This window comes from Streptomyces aurantiacus, from assembly GCF_027107535.1.
Lineage (GTDB): Bacteria > Actinomycetota > Actinomycetes > Streptomycetales > Streptomycetaceae > Streptomyces.
The window spans coordinates 2,126,192-2,146,502 of sequence record NZ_CP114283.1 but is presented as its reverse complement, the minus strand read 5'-3'; the positions used below and the strand labels follow the sequence as shown (position 1 = coordinate 2,146,502).

Genomic DNA, 20,311 nt, shown 5'->3' with positions numbered 1-20,311 from the left:
GTCAGAATCTACGCGCGTTGTTCACCGTTCCCGAGGAGTGCCCACCATGCCGTTGAACCGTCGGAAGTTCCTGAAGAAGTCCGCTGTGACCGGGGCCGGTGTCGCCCTGACCGGGGCGGTCGTGGCGCCGAGTGCGGAGGCGGCGGTGGCGGCGGGTGGCAGGAAGCCGAAGCCGAAGCGGTACTCGCTGACGGTGATGGGCACGACCGATCTGCACGGGCACGTCTTCAACTGGGACTACTTCAAGGACGCGGAGTACAAGGACGCGGCGGGCAACGCGCAGGGGCTGGCGCGGATCTCGACGCTGGTGAACGCGGTGCGCAAGGAGAAGGGCCGCTGCAACACTCTGCTTCTGGACGCGGGTGACACGATCCAGGGCACGCCGCTGACGTACTACTACGCGAAGGTCGACCCGATCACGGCCAAGGGCGGGCCGGTGCATCCGATGGCGCAGGCGATGAACGCCATCGGGTACGACGCGGTGGCGCTGGGCAACCACGAGTTCAACTACGGCATCGAGACGCTGCGGAAGTTCGAGGAGCAGTGCCGTTTCCCGCTGCTCGGTGCGAACGCGCTGGACGCGAAGACGCTGAAGCCGGCCTTTCCTCCGTACTTCATCAAGAAGTTCCAGGTGAAGGGTGCTCCGCCGGTGAAGGTCGCGGTTCTCGGTCTCACCAACCCGGGTATCGCGATCTGGGACAAGGCGTACGTTCAGGGCAAGCTGGTCTTTCCCGGGCTGGAGGAGCAGGCTGCGAAGTGGGTTCCGAAGCTGCGGTCGATGGGCGCGGACGTGGTTGTCGTGTCGGCGCACAGTGGGTCGTCCGGTACGTCGTCCTACGGTGACCAGTTGCCGTACATCGAGAACTCGGCGGCGCTGGTGGCGCAGCAGGTGCCGGGGATCGACGCGATTCTGGTGGGGCATGCGCATGTGGAGATTCCCGAGCTGAAGGTGACGAACGCGAAGACCGGGAAGACGGTTGTTCTGTCGGAGCCGCTGGCGTATGCGGAGCGGTTGTCGCTGTTCGATTTCGAGCTGGTCTTCGAGAAGGGCCGGTGGGTGGTCGAGTCGGTGGCGGCGTCGGTCCGCAACTCGAACTCGGTGGCGGACGACCCGAGGATCACGAAGCTTCTGAAGGACGAGCACGACGTGGTCGTGGCGTACGTCAACCAGGTGGTCGGTACGGCGACGGAGACGCTGACGACGGTGGAGGCGCGGTACAAGGATGCGCCGATCATCGACCTGATCACGAAGGTGCAGGAGGACGTGGTCAGGGCGGCGCTGGCGGGTACGGAGTACGCGTCGCTGCCGGTGTTGTCGCAGGCGTCGCCGTTCTCGCGTACGTCGGCGATCCCGGCGGGGGACGTGACGATCCGGGATCTGTCGAGTCTGTACGTGTACGACAACACGCTGGTCGCGAAGTTGATGACGGGTGCGCAGGTGCGGGCGTACCTGGAGTTCTCGGCGCAGTACTTCGCGCAGACGGCGGCCGGTGCGCCGGTGGACGTGGAGAAGCTGACGAACGCGGGCAACCGGCCGGACTACAACTACGACTACGTGTCGGGTCTGACGTACGACATCGACATCGCGCAGGCGGCCGGGTCGCGGATCAGGAATCTTTCCTACAACGGTGCGGCGCTGGACGACGCGCAGCAGTTCGTGTTCGCGGTGAACAACTACCGGGCGAACGGCGGTGGGGCGTTCCCGCACGTGGCGTCGGCGAAGGAGCTGTGGGCGGAGTCGACGGAGATCCGTACGCGGATCGCGGAGTGGGTGACGGCGAAGGGTTCGCTGGACCCGAAGGAGTTCGCTTCGGTGGACTGGAAGCTGACGCGTGAGGGGACGCCCGTCTTCTAGGGCGTGTGTTTGGAGGGCCTGTCCGGCTTTCTCGTTCGCCTCGGGGCGGCGGGGAGGTCGGGTGGGCCCTCAGTCCTTGAGGGGTGTGAGCATCCTGGGCTGTCTGGCGGATGGGATCTGGGGTTGTGGGGTGAGGCCGAAGGTCGTGAAGGCCGTTCGGTTCGGCAGGGGGTAGGGGTCTTTGCCTGTCAGGGAGTTGAGGATGCCGGCGCTGCGCCAGGCGGTGAGGCCGAGGTCGGGGGCGCCTACGCCGTGGGTGTGCCGTTCGCCGTTCTGGATGTAGACGGATCCGGTGACGGAGGGGTCGAGGACGAGGCGGTGCCGGTCGTCGATCCTGGGGCGGTCGGAGGCGTCGCGGCGCATGTAGGGGTCGAGGCCGGCGAGGATTCCGCCGAGGGGGCGTTCGCGGTAGCCGGTGGCGAGGACGACGGCGTCGGTGGTGATGCGGGAGCGGCTGGCCTGCTGGACGTGTTCGAGGTGCAGTTCGATCTTGGTGGTGGCGATGCGGCCCGCGGTGCGGACGAGGACGCCGGGGGTGAGGACGGTTTCGGGCCAGCCGCCGTCGAGGGTGCGGCGGTAGAGCTCGTCGTGGATGGCGGCGATGGTGTCGGCGTCGATGCCCTTGTGGAGTTGCCATTGGGCGGGGACGAGTCGGTCGCGTACGGGTTCGGGCAGGTCGTGGAAGTAGCGCGTGTAGTCGGGTGTGAAGTGTTCGAGGCCGAGTTTCGAGTACTCCATGGGTGCGAAGGCCTCGGTTCGGGCGAGCCAGTGGATCTTCTCCCGGCCGGCGGGGCGGTTTCTGAGGAGGTCGAGGAAGACTTCGGCGCCGGACTGTCCTGATCCGATGACGGTGATGTGGTCGGCGGTGAGGAACCGGTCGCGGTGGTGGAGGTAGTCGGCGGCGTGGATGACGGGGACGCCGGGTGCTTCGACGAGTGGGCGGAGCGGTTCGGGGATGTGGGGGGCGGTGCCGATGCCGAGGGCGATGTTCTTCGTGTAGGTGCGTCCGAGGGCTTCTGCTTCGCCGTCGGTGTCGAGTTGGGTGAAGTCGACTTCGAAGACGTCGCGTTCGGGGTTCCAGCGGACGGCGTCGACCTGGTGGCCGAAGTGGAGTCCGGGGAGGCTGTCGCTGACCCAGCGGCAGTATGCGGCGTATTCGCTGCGGTGGATGTGGAAGCGCTCGGCGAAGTAGAACGGGAAGAGTCGTTCGCGGGTCTTGAGGTAGTTGAGGAAGGTCCAGGGGCTCGCGGGGTCGGCGAGGGTCACCAGGTCGGCGAGGAAGGGGACTTGGAGGGTGGTGCCTTCGAGGAGGAGGCCGGGGTGCCAGTCGAAGGTGGGGCGCTGTTCGTAGAAGGCGGTGTCGAGTTCGGTGAGGGGGTGGGCGAGGGCGGCGAGGGAGAGGTTGTTGGGGCCGATGCCGATGCCGACGAGGTCGCGGGGGGCTTCGGGTTCGTGGCGGGTGGGGGGCGTGGGGGGTGGCGTCGGCCTCATCGTGCGGTGTGTCCTTCCACGAGTTCCAGGAGCGCGGTCAGGTCGCCGGGTCCGGTGTGCGGGTTGAGCAGGGTGGCCTTGAGCCAGAGGCGGTCGTCCGGTCGGGCGCGGCCGAGGACGGCGCGGCCTTGGGTGAGGAGGGTGCGGCGTACGGCGGCGACGGTGTCGTCGGTGGCGTGGGTGGGCCGGAAGAGGACGGTGCTGATGGTGGGCCGGTCGTAGAGCTCGAAGTGGGGGTGCCGGTGGATGAGTTCGGCGAGTTCGGCGGCGCGGGCGCAGACCTGGTCGACGAGTGCGCCCAGTCCTGTGCGGCCGAGGGTCTTGAGGGTGACGGCGATCTTGAGGATGTCGGGGCGCCGGGTGGTGCGCAGGGAGCGTCCGAGGAGGTCGGGCAGGCCGGCTTCGGTGTCGTCGTCGGCGTTGAGGTAGTCGGCCTGGTTGTTGAGCGCGGTGAGGTCGTGGGGGTCGCGTACGGCGAGGAGGCCTGCGGCGACTGGTTGCCAGCCGAGTTTGTGGAGGTCGAGGGTGACGGTGTGGGCGCGGTGGAGGCCGTGGAGTTTGGGGCGGTGGCGGTCGCTGAAAAGGAGGCCTCCGCCGTAGGCGGCGTCCACGTGGAGGCGGGCTCCGTGGGTTTCGCAGAGTGCGGCGATCTCGGGGAGCGGGTCGATGAGGCCGGCGTCGGTGGTGCCGGCGGTGGCGGCGACGACGACGGGGCCGGGGAGTGTGGTGAGGGCTTCGTGGAGTGCGACGGGGTCCATGGTGCCTGCGGGGGCGGGCACGGTGACCGGTTCGGGGAGGCCGAGGAGCCAGGTGGCGCGGTGTAGTGAGTGGTGGGCGTTGGCGGCCTGGACGAGTTGTACGTGGCCGTGGGCTTCACGGGCCAGGAGGAGGGCGAGCTGGTTGGCTTCGGTGCCGCCTGTGGTGACGAGGGCGTCGGGGTTCGTGGTGGTGCGGGTGGTCGGTGCGTAGACCTCGGTGGCGAGGGCTCTGGTGACGAGGGCTTCCAGCTCCGAGGCGGCCGGGGCCTGGTCCCAGGAGTCGAGGGACGGGTTGAGGGCGCAGGCGGCGAGGTCGGCGGCGGTGGCGACGGCGAGGGGTGGGCAGTGCAGGTGGGCCGTGCAGAGGGGGTGCGCGGGGTCTGCGGCGCCTGCGGTGAAGGCGTGGACGAGGGTGCGCAGGGCGTTCTCGTCGCCGTGGTCCGGCAGGATGTCGCCGACGGCGTCGCGCAGGCGTGCGGCGACCTCGGCGGGGCCGCCGGCCGGGAGTGGGCCGCCGCGGGCGGCTGTGCCGGTCTGTAGCGCGTCGAGCACTGTGGTGAGCAACGGTCGCAGGGTGTCCGGGCCTTGGGGGCCTGATGCGAGCGGGCTCATGGTCGTCCTCCGGGGCGCGCGGCGGGGGCTTCCAGCGGGAAGCTTTCAGCTTGTCGCGTTTGGGCCGACGTGCCCGGGGAGTTCAACGATCGGCACCCGAAAGTGGGTACTGCCGTGCGGGGAATCCGTGCCGGGTCCCTGCGGGGCTTGTGCGTGTGGGGCTTGTGCCTGTGGGTGGCTGCGGGTTCGTTTTGGTTGCTCGCGCCGTTCCCCGCGCCCCTGAGGGGGCGGAGGCCTCGGCCGGGCGAATCGTGCGGGCCGCTTCGCCGCGTTCGCCCTGCGGGACTTGTGCGTGTGGGGCGGCTGCGGGTTCGTTTTGGTTGCTCGCGCCGTTCCCCGCGCCCCTGAGGGGGCGGAGGCCTCGGCCGGGCGGGCGGTGTGAGCTGGTCCGCTGGGCCCGCGCCCTCCGGTGCGGAGGGCGCGGGGTGGTGGGTTATGCCTCTCGTACTCGTAGGGCCCTTGCCAGGTCGTCCAGTTGGTCGGTCAGTTTGCGCCGGAGGGCGGGGGTCGGGTCGGCCTTCTTGAGGCACTGTTCGCCCAGGCGGAGTGTCTCGGGGGTGACGGCGTACGCCGGGAACGCCCAGCGGCCTGCGGCCTCGGCGATGGCGGGGCCGCGGCGGGCGGCGAGGGCGACGGCGTCCTCGAAGTACCGCGGGACGAACTCTCGTACGAGGTCTGCCTGTTCGGGCTGCCAGAAGCCTCGTGCGGTGGCGGTGAAGAGGTAGTTGGAGAGGTCGTCCGTGGTGAACATGGCCTCCCAGGCGGCGCGCTTGGCCTGCGGGTCGGGGAGGGCGGCGCGGCAGCGGGCGGCGCCTTCCTGGCCGGAGGCACTCGGGTCCTGGACGAGTTCGGCCTCGATGACGGCGTCGTCGATGGCGCCGAGGACGGAGAGCCGGCCGAGGATGCGCCAGCGCAGTTCGGGATCGAGCTCGGGTCCGCCGGGGACGGTGCCTTCGGAGATCCAGGCGCTGATGGTGTCGGGCTGGGCGGCGACGTCGATGAGGTGGCGTACGGCGATGAGGCGCAGCCCGGGGTGGTCGCCGTCCTCGGTGCGGCGGATCAGGTCGCGGCACAGGGAGGCGAGGGTGGCGAGGGCGGTGGGCCGGTCGTGGGCCGGGAGGAACCGGTCGGCGACCTGGGTGGCGGCGAAGGTGAGGACGCCCTGGACGACGGCGAGGTCCGTCTCCTCGGGGAGGTGGGCGCGGGCGGTCTCCAGGTAGGAGGCGGGGTCGAGGTCGCCGTCGCGGACCATGTCGCGCAGGGTGTTCCACAGGACGGCGCGGGTGAGGGCGTCGGGGACGCCGGAGATGCCGCGCAGTGCGGTCTCCTCGGACACGTCGTCGAGGCGGATCTTCGCGTAGCTGAGGTCGAGGTCGTTGGGGACGACGAGGGCGGGGCGGGTGCCGGGGCGGGAGTCGGCGGACGCGCTCTGCGGGATGTCCGTCTCGTACCGCTCGCGCAGGACGAGCGCGCGGTCGTCGTTGAGGTCTCGGTCGTAGACGCCGACGTTGACGCGGTGCGGGCGGCTGCCTTCGCGCTCGACGGTGAGGGTCCACTCCCCCGGTTCGGCGGTGACGGACGCGGTGAGGGTGTCGACGCCGGTGGTACGCAGCCAGGAGGCGGCCCAGGCGTGGACGTCGCGTTCGGTGGCCGCGGCGAGGGATTCGATGAAGTCGGCGAGGGTGGCGTTGCCGAACCGGTGGCGGGCGAAGTGGGTGTTGATGCCGGCGAGGAAGTCCTTCTCGCCGAGCCAGGCGACGAGTTGGCGCAGTGCGGAGGCGCCCTTGGCGTAGGAGATGCCGTCGAAGTTGAGCAGTGCGGAGGCGGTGTCGGGGACGGCGTCGGGGTCGGGTGCGACGGGGTGGGTGGAGGGCCGCTGGTCGGCGTCGTAGCCCCAGGACTTGCGGACGATGCCGAAGTCGGTCCAGGTGTCGGTGAAGCGGGTCGCTTCGGTGAGGGTCTGGTAGCCCATGTACTCGGCGAAGGACTCGTTCAGCCAGATGTCGTCCCACCAGCGCAGGGTGACGAGGTCGCCGAACCACATGTGGGCCATCTCGTGGGCGATGACCATGGCGCGGGTCTGGCGTTCGGTGTCGGTGACGGCGGAGCGGTAGACGAACTCGTCGCGGAAGGTGACGAGTCCGGGGTTCTCCATGGCGCCGGCGTTGAACTCGGGCACGAACGCCTGGTCGTAGGAGTCGAAGGGGTAGGGCTCCTCGAACTTCTCGTGGTAGCGGTCGAAGCAGGCGCGGGTGATGTCGAGGATCTCGTCGGCGTCGGTGTCGAGGTGGGGGGCCATGGAGCGGCGGCAGTGGATGCCGAAGGGCAGGCCGCGGTGTTCGGTGCGTACGGAGTGCCAGGGTCCGGCGGCGACCGCGACGAGGTAGGTGGAGATCGGCGGGGTGGGTGCGGCCTGCCACACTCCGTCGCCGGTGCGGGTGGTGACGCTGTTGGCGAGGACGGTCCACTTGTCGGGGGCCGTCACGGAGAGTTCGAAGACGGACTTCAGGTCGGGCTGGTCGAAGGCGGCGAAGACGCGCTGGACGTCGTCCATGAACAGCTGGGTGTAGAGGTATGTCTCACCGTCGGTGGGGTCGGTGAAGCGGTGCATGCCCTCGCCGGTGCGGGAGTAGCGCATGACGGTGTCGATGCGCAGTTCGTGTTCGCCGGCGGTGAGGTTGTCCAGCGGCAGCCGGTTCCCGTCCAGGGTGTCCAGGTCGAGGTGGTGTCCGTCGAGGGTGGCGGAGCGCAGTTCGGCGGGCTTGAGCTCGACGAAGGTGTCCCCGTCCGCGCGGGCCGTGAAGATGATGGCGGTGCGGGAGTCGAAGGTCTCGTCGCCGCGCGTGAGGTCGAGCTCGATCCGGTAGCGGTGGACGTCGAGGAGCTTGGCACGGGTCTGCGCTTCGTCGCGCGTCAGTACGGACATGGGTGCCATGCTGCCTGATGGGCGGGGTCCGGCACAGGGGCGGCCCGGTCTGTCGGCGTCACGCCCGGTGGTGCCGCGCGCCCGTCGTTCCGCGGTCGCGCGCCTGTTCCGGGGCCCTTAGGCGGTGCGGCCCTGTTCCTGTTGGCGGGGGGCGGGCCGCTGGGCGGTGATGCGGGGGTCGTAGCGGGTGGCGGGTTCCTGGCCCTTCACCAGGGCGCGTAGTTCGCGGGCTTCTCGTTCCAGGGACCGGTAGCGCTGGTGGGAGTCGTACAGGTAGCGGACTTTGGTGCGCAGGGTCCAGGGGTCGACGGGTTTCATGACGAGGTCGGCGACGCCGAGCCGGAAGGCCGCGGAGGTGAGTTCGGCGTCCTGGCCGAAGCCGGTGACGAGGATGATCGGGATGAGCTGGGTCTGCTCCACGCCCCGCATGTAGCGGACGACGTCGAGGCCGCTGACGCCGGGCATGCGGACGTCGAGGAGGAGCAGGCCGACCTGGCCGCGCAGGACTTCCTTGAGCGCGCCGTCGCCGCTGGTCGCCCGTGTCAGCTGGTAGCCGAGCGGGGCCAGGGCGCTTTCCAGTGCGTAGAGCGTTTCCTCATGGTCGTCGACTATGAGGATCTTGGCATCCGGCGGCATGGAGCGACGTCCCCTCGCTAGGACCATCAGCTTATGTCCGAACCGACTGACTGGGAGTACTCGTGGACTGACAAGGAGTGCTCAGCGCAGGATGCCTCATTTCGGTGCGCGCGCCGAGGGGGCGGGGCGCACTACGGCCTGAGATGCGGGACGTACGGGGGGTGGTGCGTGCTCATTCCCGGGTGTTGGCGTCGTCCGCGATGCGCTCGTGATGGCGGATGACCTCGGCGATGATGAAGTTGAGGAGTTTCTCCGCGAACGCCGGGTCGAGGTTGGCGTTTTCGGCCAGTCTGCGCAGCCGGGCGATCTGCTGGGCCTCGCGGGACGGGTCGGCGGGCGGCAGTTGGTGGGCGGCCTTGAGATGGCCGACCTGCTGGGTGCATTTGAAGCGCTCGGCGAGCATGTGGACGACGGCGGCGTCGATGTTGTCGATGCTCTCGCGCAGTCGGGCGAGTTCGGCGCGGACGGCCGGGGCGGTGTCGCCCGTGTTGCCGGTGTTGCTGGTGGTCATGGGGGCCAACCCTACGTGGCGTGCCTCAGGTGGGGTGCGGCCGCTCGATCGTCGGCGGATCGTCGGGGTCGGGCACCTGGTTGCTCCAGCCTCCGGGGACCGTACGGCCCTGTTGTTCCCGGAAGCGCACGGGTGCCATGCCGACGCGGCGGGTGAACAGGCGGGAGAAGTACGCCGGGTCGTCGTAGCCGACGCGGCGGGCGACCGCGGCGACGGGGAGTCCGGTGGCGGCGAGGAGTTCCTTGGCGCGGCCGAGGCGGATGCCGAGGAGGTAGTCCTTGGGGCTGCAGCCGGCGCCGCGGCGGACGGCGGTGCGCAGTTCGGCGGGGGTCATGCCGTGCCGGGCGGCGTGGTCGGCGACGGTGAGGGCCTGGCAGGCGTCGCGGGCGAGGGCCTGGAGGACCTGTTCGCCGTCGGGGGCGGTGTCGGCGCGGGCGCGGCGCAGGGTGACGAGGAGTTCGTGGACGGCGGCGCTGGTCTCGACCTCCAGGAGGGGGTTGCCGCGGCGGGCGGCGCGGGCGATGCGGCCGACGGTGGCGCGGGCCGGGCCGGGGTCGGAGAGGGGCACGACGGGTCGGTCCGGTTCGATGTAGCCGAGTTCGGTGTAGGTGGCGGTGGTGGGGCCCGTGAAGTCGACGAAGGCCTCGTCCCAGCCGGTGTCGGGGTCGGGCGCGTAGTGGTGGGGTACGCCGGGGGTGAGCCAGAGCAGGGCGGGGGCGGTGACCGTCGTGCGGTGTCCGTCGGGGGTGCGGAGCCAGCCGCGGCCGGTGCTGACGACGACGGCGACGTGGTGGTCGAGGGTGCGGGGCCCGACCGTGGGCAGCGCCCCGTGCTGGAGGCCGACGCCGAGGCAGACGAGGCCGAGTCTGTGGTGGGCGGGGCCGGGGGTGAAGAACCGCATCCAGGTGTGGTACATCCGCTTCCTCCGCTTCCTCCGCTTTCCTGCCGCCGGGGCGAGCGGTGTCCGCCGTGCGCGTCGGTGGGTCCCGCGTCCGGTCAGTTGCGTCCAACCGGTGCCGATCTTTGTCCATGGACCGGGTCGCCCGCCAGGGGTGAGGGTGGCGGCATGAGCGAGTTCGCGGTGGGGGACACCGATTTTCTGGTGGACGGTCGGCCGGTGCGGGTGTTGTCGGGGGCGCTGCACTACTTCCGGGTGCACGAGGGGCAGTGGGGGCACCGGCTGGCGATGCTGCGGGCGATGGGGCTCAACTGCGTGGAGACGTACGTTCCGTGGAATCTGCACGAGCCGCGTCCGGGCGTGCCGCGGGACGTGGGGGCCGTGGGCCGGTTTTTGGACGCGGCGCACGAGGCCGGGCTGTGGGCGATCGTGCGGCCGGGTCCGTACATCTGTGCCGAGTGGGAGAACGGCGGGCTGCCGCACTGGCTGACCGGCCGGCCCGGCGTCCGGGTGCGTACCCGCGACGACGGGTTCCTGGGGCCGGTGGAGCGCTGGTTCTCCCGCCTGTTGCCGCAGATCGTGCCCCGGCAGTTCGACCGTGGTGGCCCGGTGGTGATGGTGCAGGTCGAGAACGAGTACGGCAGCTACGGTTCGGATCAGGTGTATCTGCGGCGTCTCGCCGAGGTGTTGCGCGCCGGGGGCGTGAGCGTGCCGCTGTTCACCTCGGACGGCGCCGAGGACCACATGCTCACCGGCGGTTGCCTGGAGGGTGTGCCGGCCACGGTGAACTTCGGCTCGCATGCCCGCCGGGCTTTCGAGGTGCTGCGCCGGTACCGGCCGACGGGGCCGTTGATGTGCATGGAGTTCTGGTGCGGCTGGTTCGACCACTGGGGCGGCGAGCACGCGGTGCGCGACCCGTCGGACGCGGCGGAGGCGCTGCGGGAGATCCTTGAGTGCGGGGCCTCGGTCAACCTCTACATGGCGCACGGCGGCACGAGCTTCGGCGGCTGGGCGGGCGCCAACCGGGGCGGCGCGCTGCACGACGGGGTCCTCCAGCCGGATGTGACGTCGTACGACTACGACGCGCCGATCGACGAACACGGTCGCCCCACCGAGAAGTTCTGGCGGTTCCGGTCGCTGCTGGCCGCGCACGCGGAGGGGCCGCTGTCCGCACTGCCTCCCGAGCCCGCCTCGTTGGGCTCGCCCGCCGCCGTGGACCTGACGGGCTGGGCGTCCCTGCCCGCGGTGCTCGACGCGCTGGGCGGGTCCGAGACGCACGCTCCCATGCCGCCCACGTTCGAGGAACTGGACGTCGACCGGGGGTTCGTGCGCTACACGGTCGACGTGCCGGGGCCGCGGCAGCCGTATCCGCTGACTGTGCGCGGGCTGCGGGATCTGGCGGTCGTGTACGTCGACGGGGTGCCGGCCGGGGTGGTCACCGAGGACGAGCCGGAGCTCGAGGAGGCGGTCGCGGGGCCCGCGCGCGTGGAGCTGTGGGTGGAGTCGCTGGGGCGGGTCAACTACGGGCCGCGGACCGGGGAGCCGAAGGGTCTCACGGGGGGTGTGCTGCACGAACGGCAGTATCTGCACGGCGTGCGGGCGCGTGCGCTGCGTCTGGACGCGTTCGACGCGGGTGTGGAGGGGGTGCCGTTCGGGGCGTTGCCGGGGGTGGGCGCCCCCGGTCTGTACCGCGGCACCGTGTCGGTGCGCGGCGCAGGCGACGCCCGTCTCGAACTGCCGGGCTGGACCCGGGGGTTCGTGTGGGTGAACGGCTTCGCCCTGGGCCGCTACTGGTCCGTCGGGCCGCAGTCGTCGTTGTACGTCCCGGGGCCGCTGTTGCGGGAGGGCCCGAACGACGTCTGGGTACTGGAGTTCGAGGGCTCGGCGGCGCCTCCGACGCTGTCCGGAGTCGGAGGCGAGGCCGGAGCCGAGGCCGGGGAGGCGGGTGACGGCGGTTAGCCGTCGCCCTTCAGGGGCGCGGGGAAGCGCGAAGGCCGCCCGCCCCGGGAACGCAAGAAGGCGGGCGCCCACGGCGCTGGCACCGCGAACACCCGCCCACCCGGCCGGACGGCTAGAGCGTCGCCGCGGCTCGGGCTATCGCGCTGGCGAACGTGGAGACCTCGGTGTACACACCGGGCACCATCGGGCGCGCGCATCCGTCGCCCCAGCTGACGATCCCGACCTGGAGCCACTTCCCGGCGTCGTCCTTGCGGAACATGGGTCCGCCGGAGTCGCCCTGGCAGGTGTCGACCCCGCCACGCGGAACGCCGGCGCAGATCTCCTGCCCGGCGATCAGCCTGCCGCCGTAGTGCTGCTTGCACCGGCGGTCGGCGACGAAGGGCACCTTGGCCTTGAGCAGCTTCGAGGAGCCGGCGTTCGCGCCCTCCCCGGTGTCGCCCCATCCGGCGATGGTGAACGTGCCCTTGTTGTAGCGGGTGTTCGTCGCGATCTTCAGCGTGGGCAGGTCGATGGGCCGGGCGAGCTTGATGAGCGCCCAGTCCTTGCCGTTGCCGTCGTAGCCCGGGGCCTGGACGACCTTGGTGGACTTGACCTTGATCCCGCCCGCGGCGTCGAGGTCGGTCTTCCCGGCGGTCGCGGTGATGCCGGTGGTGTTGCCCGAACCGCCCACGCAGTGCGCGGCGGTCAGGACGACGTCCTTCTTGTAGAGCGACCCGCCGCAGCCCATGGACAGGCTGACCATGAACGGGAACTCGTTCTGTGCGGCGGGCGTGCCCCCGACGATCCTCGTCCCGGGCCTGTCGTCCTGCGCGGGCGCGGCGTGCGCGGCCAGGGGCTGGAGGCTGGCGGCCGCGAGAGTGACGGCACCGATCGCCGCGGCCCGCCTGTAAGCCGGTCTCCTGAGAAGACCGAGCGTCCTATTGGTCAACTTGTTCCCTTTCGAGGGGGGTTGAGCGCACAGTGAGTGCATAGAAGTATGAAGATCATGCGGCATGGGTGGCAAGGGCGGATGTCACTTCCCTGTCAGGGAACCCAACCCGCGAGAATCCGCTCGCGTCCCCTTAGAGTGGAATGAGGTTCGGGGCCTCCATGGGGGTACGGGCGTGGCGAACGGCGGTCCGGTCGAGCACGGCTATCCACACCTGGAGACGGTGCGGGCGGCTGTCACCGCGCTGTACAAGAGGCTCTCGTACGACACCGTCCACATGTTCGCCACCAGCGTGGCCCCCGCCGACGTGGCGTTCTGCGACACCGACGACCTGTACCTGGGCGCGCAACGGGTGTCCCGGGAGCTGGTACGCCACTTCCGGCTGCCGGACGCCCGAATGATCATCAGCTTCCGGGAGATGGGTCACGCGGCGAACGTCGAGCTCACCGCGGGCCCGGAGTACTTCATCGAGCTCAACGACCGCTTCCGCACCCACCGCCGGGACATCGGTGCCGCGCTGGCGCACGAGGTGATGCACGTCTGGCTGCACCGCCTCGGCCTGTCCTTCCCCGGCACGCGCGACAACGAGATCCTCACGGACACGGCGACGACGTATCTCGGCGCGGGCTGGCTGCTGCTCGACGCGTACCGGGAGGACGCGGCGTCCTCGCAGAAGCTCGGCTATCTGACGCCGGAGGAGTTCGGGTACGTGCTGGCCAAGCGGTCGCTGGTGTTCGGGGAGGACCCTTCCACGTGGTTCACCAGTGCGCAGGCGTACACCGCGTACACGAGGGGCATGACCCGGGCCCGCCGCGACGAACGGCAGCCTCCGCTGACCGCGGCCGGCTGGGCGGGGCGGCGGCGCTACGCCCAGGACCGCCGCCACGCCCAGGACCGCCCCGTGCCGCGTCCGGCCGCGGACACCGGGTACACCTTCACGCCGGCCGGAGGGGGTCCGCTGCGGGTCTCGTTCCCCTGCCCGACCTGCCACCAGCGGATCCGGGTGCCGGTACGCGGCCGGGTGCGGGCGCGGTGCGGGCTGTGTCGCACCGTGCTGGAGTGCGACACGTAGACGGCGGGCCGTGGGCGGGCCGCGGACGCACGGTGGCCGGTCGCGCGCGTTCCCGCGCCCTTCGGCGGACCACCGGCGCCCTCCGCCCGGGAGCACCCGGCGGCGGTGCGCGGCCTTCCGCTTCTTCCCGTTCTCCGCGGCCCGCCCCCGGTCACTGCGCCCCGTGCACCCGGGGCGGCGCCTGTGCCTCCGCGAGGAGTTTCAGTGCCGTGTCCCCGGCCTCGGACGGAGTCCACCGCGCCCCCTTGTCGGCGCTCGGGCCGGGCCGCCAGCCGTCCATGACGGTGATGCGGCCGCCCTCGGTCTCGAAGACCCGGCCGGTGACCCCGGCGCTCGCGGCGGAGCCCAGCCAGACGACGAGCGGTGACACGTTCTCGGGTGCCATCGCGTCGAAGCCGCTGTCCGGTGCCGCCATGGCCTGCGCGAAGGCCGCCTCGGTCATCCGGGTCCGCGCGGCCGGCGCGATGGCGTTGACCTGCACTCCGTAGCGCCCCATCTCGGCGGCGGCGACGAGGGTGAGTCCGACGATGCCGGCCTTGGCCGCGCTGTAGTTGCCCTGCCCGACGGACCCCGACAGGCCTGCTCCGGAGCTGGTGTTGACGACCCGGGCCTGCGGCATCCGCCCCGCCTTCGCCTGCGCCCGCCAGTGCGCGGCGGCGTGCTTGAGCGGCAGGAAGTGGCCCTTCAGATGGACCCGCATGACGGCGTCCCAGTCGTCCTCGTCGAGGTTCACCAGCATCCGGTCGCGCAGGAACCCGGCGTTGTTCACGAGCGTGTCGAGTCGCCCGAAGGCGTCCACGGCCGTGTGTACGAGGGATGCGGCACCCTCGGTCGTCGCGATGTCCCCGGCGTGCGCGACGGCCTCGCCGCCTGTCGCCGAGATCTCCTCGACGACCTGCCGGGCCGGGCTGTCGGCCCCGGGCGAACCGTCGAGCCCGACACCCAGGTCGTTGACGACGACCCGCGCGCCCTCCGCCGCGAAGGCGAGCGCGTGGGCCCGTCCGAGCCCGCGCCCGGCACCCGTGACGATCACCACCCGGCCGTCGCAGATGCCCGTGCGGCCGCCCGCGCCCGCGTCCGGATACGTGCCTGAGGTCATGTCACTTCTCCTTGTTGACGGTCGCCGCGTCCAGGAAGGCGGGCCGCTCGCCGCCCCCGTGCACGAGGAGGCCGGCGCCGGTGATGTACGCGGCGGCGTCCGACGCGAGGAAGACGGCCGCCCCGCCGATGTCCGAGGGCGCGGCGAGCCGCCCCAGCGGGACGGTGCGGGAGACGGCCTCGATGCCGTCCTCGCCCCCGTAGTGGAGGTGGGACAGCCCGGTGCGGACCATCCCCACGACGAGCGTGTTGACCCGCACGTCCGGTGCCCACTCCACGGCCATCGAGCGTGCCAGGTTCTCCAGTCCGGCCTTGGCCGCCCCGTAGGCCGCCGTGCCGGGCGAGGGCCGGGTCCCGCTGACACTGCCGATCATCACGATGGAGCCCCGGGCGGGCTTCAGCCGGTCGTACGCCGCGAGGGAGACCGTCAGGGGGGCGGTGAGGTTGAGGTCGATCACGCGTGCGTGCCACTCGGCCTCCGTCTCCGTGAGCAGCCGGTAGGGGGCGCCTCCCGCGTTGTTGACCAGGACGTCGAGCCGCGGCAGCCGCTCGAAGAAGGCACGTACGGCCGGCGGGTCGCGCAGGTCGAGAGGGGCGAACCCGATGCCTTCCAGGGGCACTTGAGGTGGTCTGCGCGCACAGACCAGGACCTCGTCGTCCGCGTCGGCGAAGGCCCGGGCGATCCCGGCGCCGACCCCTCTGGTCCCGCCCGTGACCACAACGAGCCGCTTGTCCACAGGGCCTCCCGCTCGCCGGTATTCGCTGTTACTTTCAGAGCTGACCGCACCTAACAAACGTTTGGTGGAAAGGTAGCTGATGCGTCCATGAGTGTCTCCACCTCGTCCCCGGAAAAAGGGATTTCCGTCGTCACGGTCGACTTCCCGCCGGTGAACGCGCTGCCGGTGCGCGGCTGGTTCGAGCTGGCCGACACCGTGCGCGCGGCGGGCCGCGACCCCGGGATCCGCTGTGTGGTGCTGGCCGCCGAGGGGCGGGGGTTCAACGCGGGCGTGGACATCAAGGAGATACAGGCAGAGGGCGACAGCGCCCTGCTCGGCGCCAACCGCGGCTGCGCCGAGGCCTTCGCCGCGGTGTACGAGTGCGAGGTGCCGGTGGTGGCGGAGGTGCACGGTTTCTGTCTGGGCGGAGGTATAGGCCTGGTGGGCAACGCTGACGCGATCGTGGCGAGCGAGGAGGCCACGTTCGGTCTGCCCGAGCTGGACCGGGGCGCGCTGGGCGCGGCCACGCACCTGGCCCGCCTGGTGCCGCAGCACCTGATGCGGGCGTTGTACTACACGTCGCGCACGGCGACCGCGGCGGAGCTGCACGGCCACGGGTCGGTGTGGCGGGTCGTGCCGCGTGACGGGCTGCGCTCCGCCGCGCTGGAGCTGGCCCGGGAGATCGCGGGCAAGGACGGGCAGCTGATCCGGCTCGCCAAGGCGGCCATCAACGGCATCGATCCTGTCGACGTGCGGCGCAGCTACCGCTTCGAGCAGGGGTTCACGTTCGAGGCGGGCCTCGGCGGCGTGGGCGACAGGGTCCGGGACACGTTCGGAAAGGCGGGCGGGTAGATGGGTGACAAGACGATGACCGCCGACGAGGCAGTCTCCCGGCTGGAGAGCGGGATGACCCTCGGTATCGGGGGCTGGGGCTCCCGCCGCAAGCCGATGGCGCTCGTGCGCGCACTGCTCCGCTCCACGGTCACCGATCTCACGGTCGTCTCGTACGGCGGCCCGGACGTCGGCATGCTCGCGGCCGCCGGGCGGATACGGAAACTGGTCGCCCCGTTCGCGACGCTCGACTCGATCCCGCTCGAACCGCACTTCCGGGCGGCCCGTGAGAGTGGCTCCCTCGACCTGATGGAGATCGACGAGGCGATGTTCATGTGGGGGCTGCGGGCGGCCGCCAACCGGCTCCCGTTCCTGCCGGTGCGGGCCGGTATCGGCTCGGACGTGATGCGGGTCAATCCGGGGCTGCGCACGGTCACTTCGCCGTACGAGGACGAGTCGACGGGCCTGCGTGAGACGTTCGTCGCGATGCCGGCCCTGCGTCTGGACGCGGCGCTGGTCCATGTGAACCGCGCGGACCGCGCGGGCAACGGCCAGTATCTGGGCCCCGACCCGTACTTCGACGACCTGTTCTGCGAGGCGGCCGCGACGGCGTACGTGTCCTGTGAGCGGATCGTCGACACGGCCGAGCTGACGAAGGCGGCGCCCCCGCAGACCCTGCTGATCAAGCGGCTGGGCGTGACCGGCGTGGTGGAGGCGCCGAGCGGTGCCCACTTCACGTCGTGCGCGCCCGACCACGACCGGGACGAGGCCTTCCAGCGGCTCTACGCGTCCATGCCCTGGCCCGAGTTCGCCGAGAGGTTCCTCTCGGGCGACGAGCAGGACTACCGGACCGCCGTGGAGGCCTGGCACGAGGAGCAGCGATGAGTACGTCGACGAGCACGGCCCTGAGCGGTGTCACCCGGGCCGAGTACTGCGTGATCGCCTGCGCCGAGGCATGGCGGGACAACGGCGAGGTGCTGGCCAGCCCGATGGGTCTGATCCCGTCGGTCGGAGCCCGCCTCGCCCGGCACACCTTCTCACCCGACCTGATGCTGACCGACGGCGAGGCCATGCTGATCGGCCCCGACGGCACCCCGGAGGGCTGGTTGCCCTACCGGCAGCATCTGGCCCTGGTGACCGGCGGGCGGCGGCACGTGATGATGGGCGCGAGCCAGATCGACCGCTTCGGCAACCAGAACATCTCGTGCGTGGGCGACTGGGAGCGGCCCACCCGGCAGTTGCTCGGGGTGCGGGGCGCACCGGTCAACACGCTGAACAACCCGGTCAGTTACTGGGTGCCCAAGCACTCGAAGCGGGTCTTCGTCGAGAAGGTCGACATGATCGGCGGGGTGGGGTACGACAGCGCGGCGGCGGCCGGCCCGACGGCGACCCGTTTCCACCGCATTCCGCGGGTGGTCTCGAATCTGGGGGTGTTCGACTTCGCGACCCCGGACCACTCGATGCGACTGGCCTCGCTGCATCCGGGGGTGACGGTCGAGGAGGTCCTCGCGGCGACGGGCTTCGAGTTGGCCGTCCCGGACGAGGTGCCGTACACCCGTGAACCGTCCTCGGCGGAGCTGGCGTCGATCCGCGAGGTCATCGATCCGCGGGGTCTGCGCGACCGTGAGGTCAGGGGCTGATGGAGACCGCACTGACCAGGCTCGTCGGCGTGCGGTATCCGATCGTGCAGACCGGGATGGGCTGGGTGGCGGGCCCGCGTCTGGTCTCCGCCACGGCGAACGCGGGTGCGCTGGGCATCCTCGCCTCCGCGACGATGACACCCGACCGGCTGCGGGCGGCGATCCGCGAGGTCAGGTCCCGTACGGACGCGCCGTTCGGGGTGAACCTGCGCGCGGACGCGGGGGACGCCGGCGACCGCGTGCGGATCATCGTGGAGGAGGGCGTGAAGGTCGCGTCCTTCGCGCTGGCTCCCTCCCGTGAGTTGATCGCCGAGCTCAAGGACGCGGGCGTTGTCGTCGTCCCGTCCATCGGGGCCCGCCGCCATGCGGAGAAGGTCGCGGCGTGGGGCGCGGACGCGGTGATCGTGCAGGGCGGTGAGGGCGGCGGCCACACCGGTGAGGTGGCGACCAGCGTCCTCCTTCCCCAGGTCGTGGACGCCGTCGGCATACCCGTCGTCGCGGCGGGCGGTTTCTTCGACGGCCGGGGCCTGGTCGCGGCCCTCGCGTACGGCGCGTCCGGCGTCGCCATGGGCACCCGTTTCCTGCTGACCTCGGAGTCGACGGTGCCGGACGCGGTGAAGGCCCGGTATCTCGCGGCCACGGTGAAGGACGTCACGGTGACGACCGCCGTGGACGGGCTGCCGCACCGCATGCTCCGTACCGACCTCGTCGACTCCCTGGAGGGAGCGGGCCGCGCGAGAACCCTGACCCGGGCGGTGCGCCGAGCCGCCGGGTTCAGGAAGCTGTCGGGCCTCACCTGGTCGCGGATGATCCGCGACGGCCTGGCGATGAAGCACGGCAGGAGCCTGACCTGGAGCCAGGTCCTCCTTGCCGCCAACACCCCGATGCTGCTGCGCGCGTCGATGGTCGAGGGCCGCGCGGATCTCGGGGTGATGGCCGCGGGCCAGGTGGCAGGCCTGATCGAGGACCTGCCGTCGTGCGCGGAGCTGGTGGAGCGGGTGATGGCGGAGGCCAGGGAGACGCTCGGCGCGCTCCCCGGCCCCGGCTCACCGTGAGCACCTCCACAGGGGCGCCCCGTCGGGACGCTCCGTCAGTACCCTCCGTCGGGAGGCGGGATCTGCGGGACGGGCCCTCGCCCGCCCGCAGCCGGCAAGCGGCCTAGAGCCGCTCGACGATGGTCACGTTGGCCTGTCCCCCGCCCTCGCACATCGTCTGCAGCCCGAACCGCCCTCCGGTCCGCTCCAGTTCATGCAGGAGGCTCGTCATCAGCTTCACTCCCGTGGCGCCCAGCGGATGCCCGAGAGCGATCGCACCCCCGTTGACGTTGACCCTCCCGGGGTCGGCCCCGGTCTCCTTCAGCCAGGCCAGCACCACGGGCGCGAACGCCTCGTTGATCTCGACGAGGTCGATCTCACCGATGGACATCCCCGCCTTCTTCAAGGCGTACGCGGTGGCGGGTATCGGCGCCGACAGCATCCGTATCGGGTCCTCCCCGCGCACGGAGAGGTGGTGCACGCGCGCCCGGGGGGTGAGGCCGTGCTCACGAACGGCCCGCTCCGAGGCGAGCAGCATCGCGGCCGCCCCGTCGGACACCTGCGAGGAACAGGCGGCGGTGATGGTGCCGCCCTCCACGACGGGCTTCAGCCCGGCCATCTTCTCCAGCGAGGTGTCCCGCCGGGGCCCCTCGTCGACCGCGACATCCCCGAACGGCACCGTCTCGCGCGCGAAGCGTCCCTCGTCGATGGCCCGTAGCGCCCGCTGGTGGGACCGCAGGGCGAACTCCTCCTGGTCCCGCCTGCTGATGCCCCACTTGGCCGCTATCAGCTCGGCGCCGTGGAACTGGTTGACGGGCCGGTCGCCGTACCGTGCCCGCCATCCCTCGCTGCCGGCGAACGGCCCCTGGGTGAGTCCCAGCGGCTCGGCGGCCTGGCGGGAGGCGAAGGCGATGGGGATCTGCGTCATGTTCTGCACACCGCCGGCGACCACGAGGTCCTGTGTGCCGGAGAGCACGGCCTGCGCGGCGAAGTGCACGGCCTGCTGCGAGGATCCGCACTGCCGGTCGATCGTCACCCCCGGCACCTCCTCGGGCAGCCCGGCCGCCAGCCAGCACGTCCGCGCGATGTCACCGGCCTGCGGCCCCACGGCGTCCAGACATCCGAAGACGACGTCCTCGACGGCGGCCGGGTCGACTCCGGAGCGCGCGACCAGGGCCTTCAGCACGTGCGCGCCCAGGTCGGCCGGGTGGACCCCGCTCAGTCCCCCCTTCCGGCGCCCCACGGGTGTACGGACCGCTTCGACGATGTAGGCCTCGGCCATGACGACTCCCCTGCTTCAACTGCCTTCTACGGCTGGTCTCTTGTCTTCCCCGGCTGTTCTCTCG

17 protein-coding genes are annotated in these 20,311 nt (G+C 71.3%); 7 read left to right on the top strand and 10 right to left on the bottom strand.

Annotated elements, in window-relative coordinates:
- Window positions 1-46: 46 nt before the first annotated feature.
- Window positions 47-1,855 (top strand): bifunctional metallophosphatase/5'-nucleotidase, encoded by a 1,809-nt coding sequence (locus O1Q96_RS11155; protein ID WP_269248014.1) that lies wholly within the window; start codon window positions 47-49, stop codon window positions 1,853-1,855.
- 69 nt (window positions 1,856-1,924) lie between these two features.
- Here O1Q96_RS11155 and O1Q96_RS11150 read toward each other — a convergent pair whose 3' ends face one another.
- From O1Q96_RS11150 to O1Q96_RS11125, 6 genes are all read right to left on the bottom strand, one after another.
- Window positions 1,925-3,346 (bottom strand): lysine N(6)-hydroxylase/L-ornithine N(5)-oxygenase family protein, encoded by a 1,422-nt coding sequence (locus O1Q96_RS11150; RefSeq protein ID WP_269248013.1) that lies wholly within the window; start codon window positions 3,344-3,346, stop codon window positions 1,925-1,927.
- Window positions 3,343-4,716 carry a pyridoxal phosphate-dependent decarboxylase family protein gene (locus O1Q96_RS11145; protein WP_269248012.1) on the bottom strand — a complete coding sequence of 458 codons (1,374 nt, stop codon included), beginning with the start codon at window positions 4,714-4,716 and terminating at the stop codon, window positions 3,343-3,345. Before O1Q96_RS11145 ends, O1Q96_RS11150 begins: the two co-directional genes overlap by 4 nt.
- Before the next feature lie 433 nt (window positions 4,717-5,149).
- Window positions 5,150-7,651, bottom strand: coding sequence for an aminopeptidase N (gene pepN / locus O1Q96_RS11140; RefSeq protein WP_269248011.1), 2,502 nt, complete (start codon window positions 7,649-7,651; stop codon window positions 5,150-5,152).
- Between the two features lie 108 nt (window positions 7,652-7,759).
- A complete protein-coding gene (locus tag O1Q96_RS11135; RefSeq protein ID WP_269248010.1) occupies window positions 7,760-8,278 on the bottom strand; it encodes a response regulator in 519 nt (172 codons plus the stop codon).
- 172 nt (window positions 8,279-8,450) lie between these two features.
- Window positions 8,451-8,789, bottom strand: a complete 339-nt coding sequence (locus tag O1Q96_RS11130) for a chorismate mutase (RefSeq protein ID WP_217460192.1) — start codon at window positions 8,787-8,789, stop codon at window positions 8,451-8,453.
- A 25-nt stretch (window positions 8,790-8,814) separates the two neighbouring features.
- Window positions 8,815-9,705: a helix-turn-helix domain-containing protein gene (locus O1Q96_RS11125; RefSeq protein WP_269248009.1), complete on the bottom strand. Its 891-nt coding sequence runs from the start codon at window positions 9,703-9,705 to the stop codon at window positions 8,815-8,817.
- 150 nt (window positions 9,706-9,855) lie between these two features.
- On the opposite strand from O1Q96_RS11125, the gene O1Q96_RS11120 reads away from it, so the two are divergent.
- Window positions 9,856-11,646 carry a glycoside hydrolase family 35 protein gene (locus tag O1Q96_RS11120; protein WP_269248008.1) on the top strand — a complete coding sequence of 597 codons (1,791 nt, stop codon included), beginning with the start codon at window positions 9,856-9,858 and terminating at the stop codon, window positions 11,644-11,646.
- Between the two features lie 112 nt (window positions 11,647-11,758).
- Here the strand turns inward: O1Q96_RS11120 and O1Q96_RS11115 are convergent, their stop codons facing one another.
- The gene (locus tag O1Q96_RS11115) at window positions 11,759-12,574 is read right to left on the bottom strand and encodes a S1 family peptidase (RefSeq protein WP_269248007.1); all 816 of its coding nucleotides are present in this window, start codon (window positions 12,572-12,574) and stop codon (window positions 11,759-11,761) included.
- Window positions 12,575-12,749: 175 nt separating this feature from the next.
- On the opposite strand from O1Q96_RS11115, the gene O1Q96_RS11110 reads away from it, so the two are divergent.
- Window positions 12,750-13,646, top strand: coding sequence for a hypothetical protein (locus tag O1Q96_RS11110; RefSeq protein WP_269248006.1), 897 nt, complete (start codon window positions 12,750-12,752; stop codon window positions 13,644-13,646).
- A 151-nt stretch (window positions 13,647-13,797) separates the two neighbouring features.
- Here the strand turns inward: O1Q96_RS11110 and O1Q96_RS11105 are convergent, their stop codons facing one another.
- A complete protein-coding gene (locus O1Q96_RS11105; RefSeq protein WP_269248005.1) occupies window positions 13,798-14,745 on the bottom strand; it encodes an SDR family oxidoreductase in 948 nt (315 codons plus the stop codon).
- Between the two features lies 1 nt (window position 14,746).
- Window positions 14,747-15,481 carry an SDR family oxidoreductase gene (locus O1Q96_RS11100; protein ID WP_269248004.1) on the bottom strand — a complete coding sequence of 245 codons (735 nt, stop codon included), beginning with the start codon at window positions 15,479-15,481 and terminating at the stop codon, window positions 14,747-14,749.
- An 87-nt stretch (window positions 15,482-15,568) separates the two neighbouring features.
- On the opposite strand from O1Q96_RS11100, the gene O1Q96_RS11095 reads away from it, so the two are divergent.
- From O1Q96_RS11095 to O1Q96_RS11080, 4 genes are read left to right on the top strand one after another with little or no spacing between them, the layout of a single operon-like run.
- Window positions 15,569-16,312 (top strand): enoyl-CoA hydratase family protein, encoded by a 744-nt coding sequence (locus O1Q96_RS11095; protein WP_269248003.1) that lies wholly within the window; start codon window positions 15,569-15,571, stop codon window positions 16,310-16,312.
- Window positions 16,313-17,176 (top strand): CoA transferase subunit A, encoded by an 864-nt coding sequence (locus tag O1Q96_RS11090; protein WP_269248002.1) that lies wholly within the window; start codon window positions 16,313-16,315, stop codon window positions 17,174-17,176.
- On the top strand, window positions 17,173-17,931 hold the full coding sequence (locus tag O1Q96_RS11085) for a CoA-transferase subunit beta (RefSeq protein WP_269248001.1): 759 nt from the start codon (window positions 17,173-17,175) through the stop codon (window positions 17,929-17,931). Before O1Q96_RS11090 ends, O1Q96_RS11085 begins: the two co-directional genes overlap by 4 nt.
- Entirely contained in the window at window positions 17,931-18,986 is a 1,056-nt protein-coding gene (locus O1Q96_RS11080; RefSeq protein WP_269248000.1) for an NAD(P)H-dependent flavin oxidoreductase, read from the top strand. The genes O1Q96_RS11085 and O1Q96_RS11080 overlap by 1 nt, the downstream gene beginning before the upstream one ends.
- Before the next feature lie 103 nt (window positions 18,987-19,089).
- Here O1Q96_RS11080 and O1Q96_RS11075 read toward each other — a convergent pair whose 3' ends face one another.
- Window positions 19,090-20,247, bottom strand: coding sequence for an acetyl-CoA C-acetyltransferase (locus O1Q96_RS11075; protein ID WP_269247999.1), 1,158 nt, complete (start codon window positions 20,245-20,247; stop codon window positions 19,090-19,092).
- Between the last annotated feature and the right edge of the window lie 64 nt (window positions 20,248-20,311).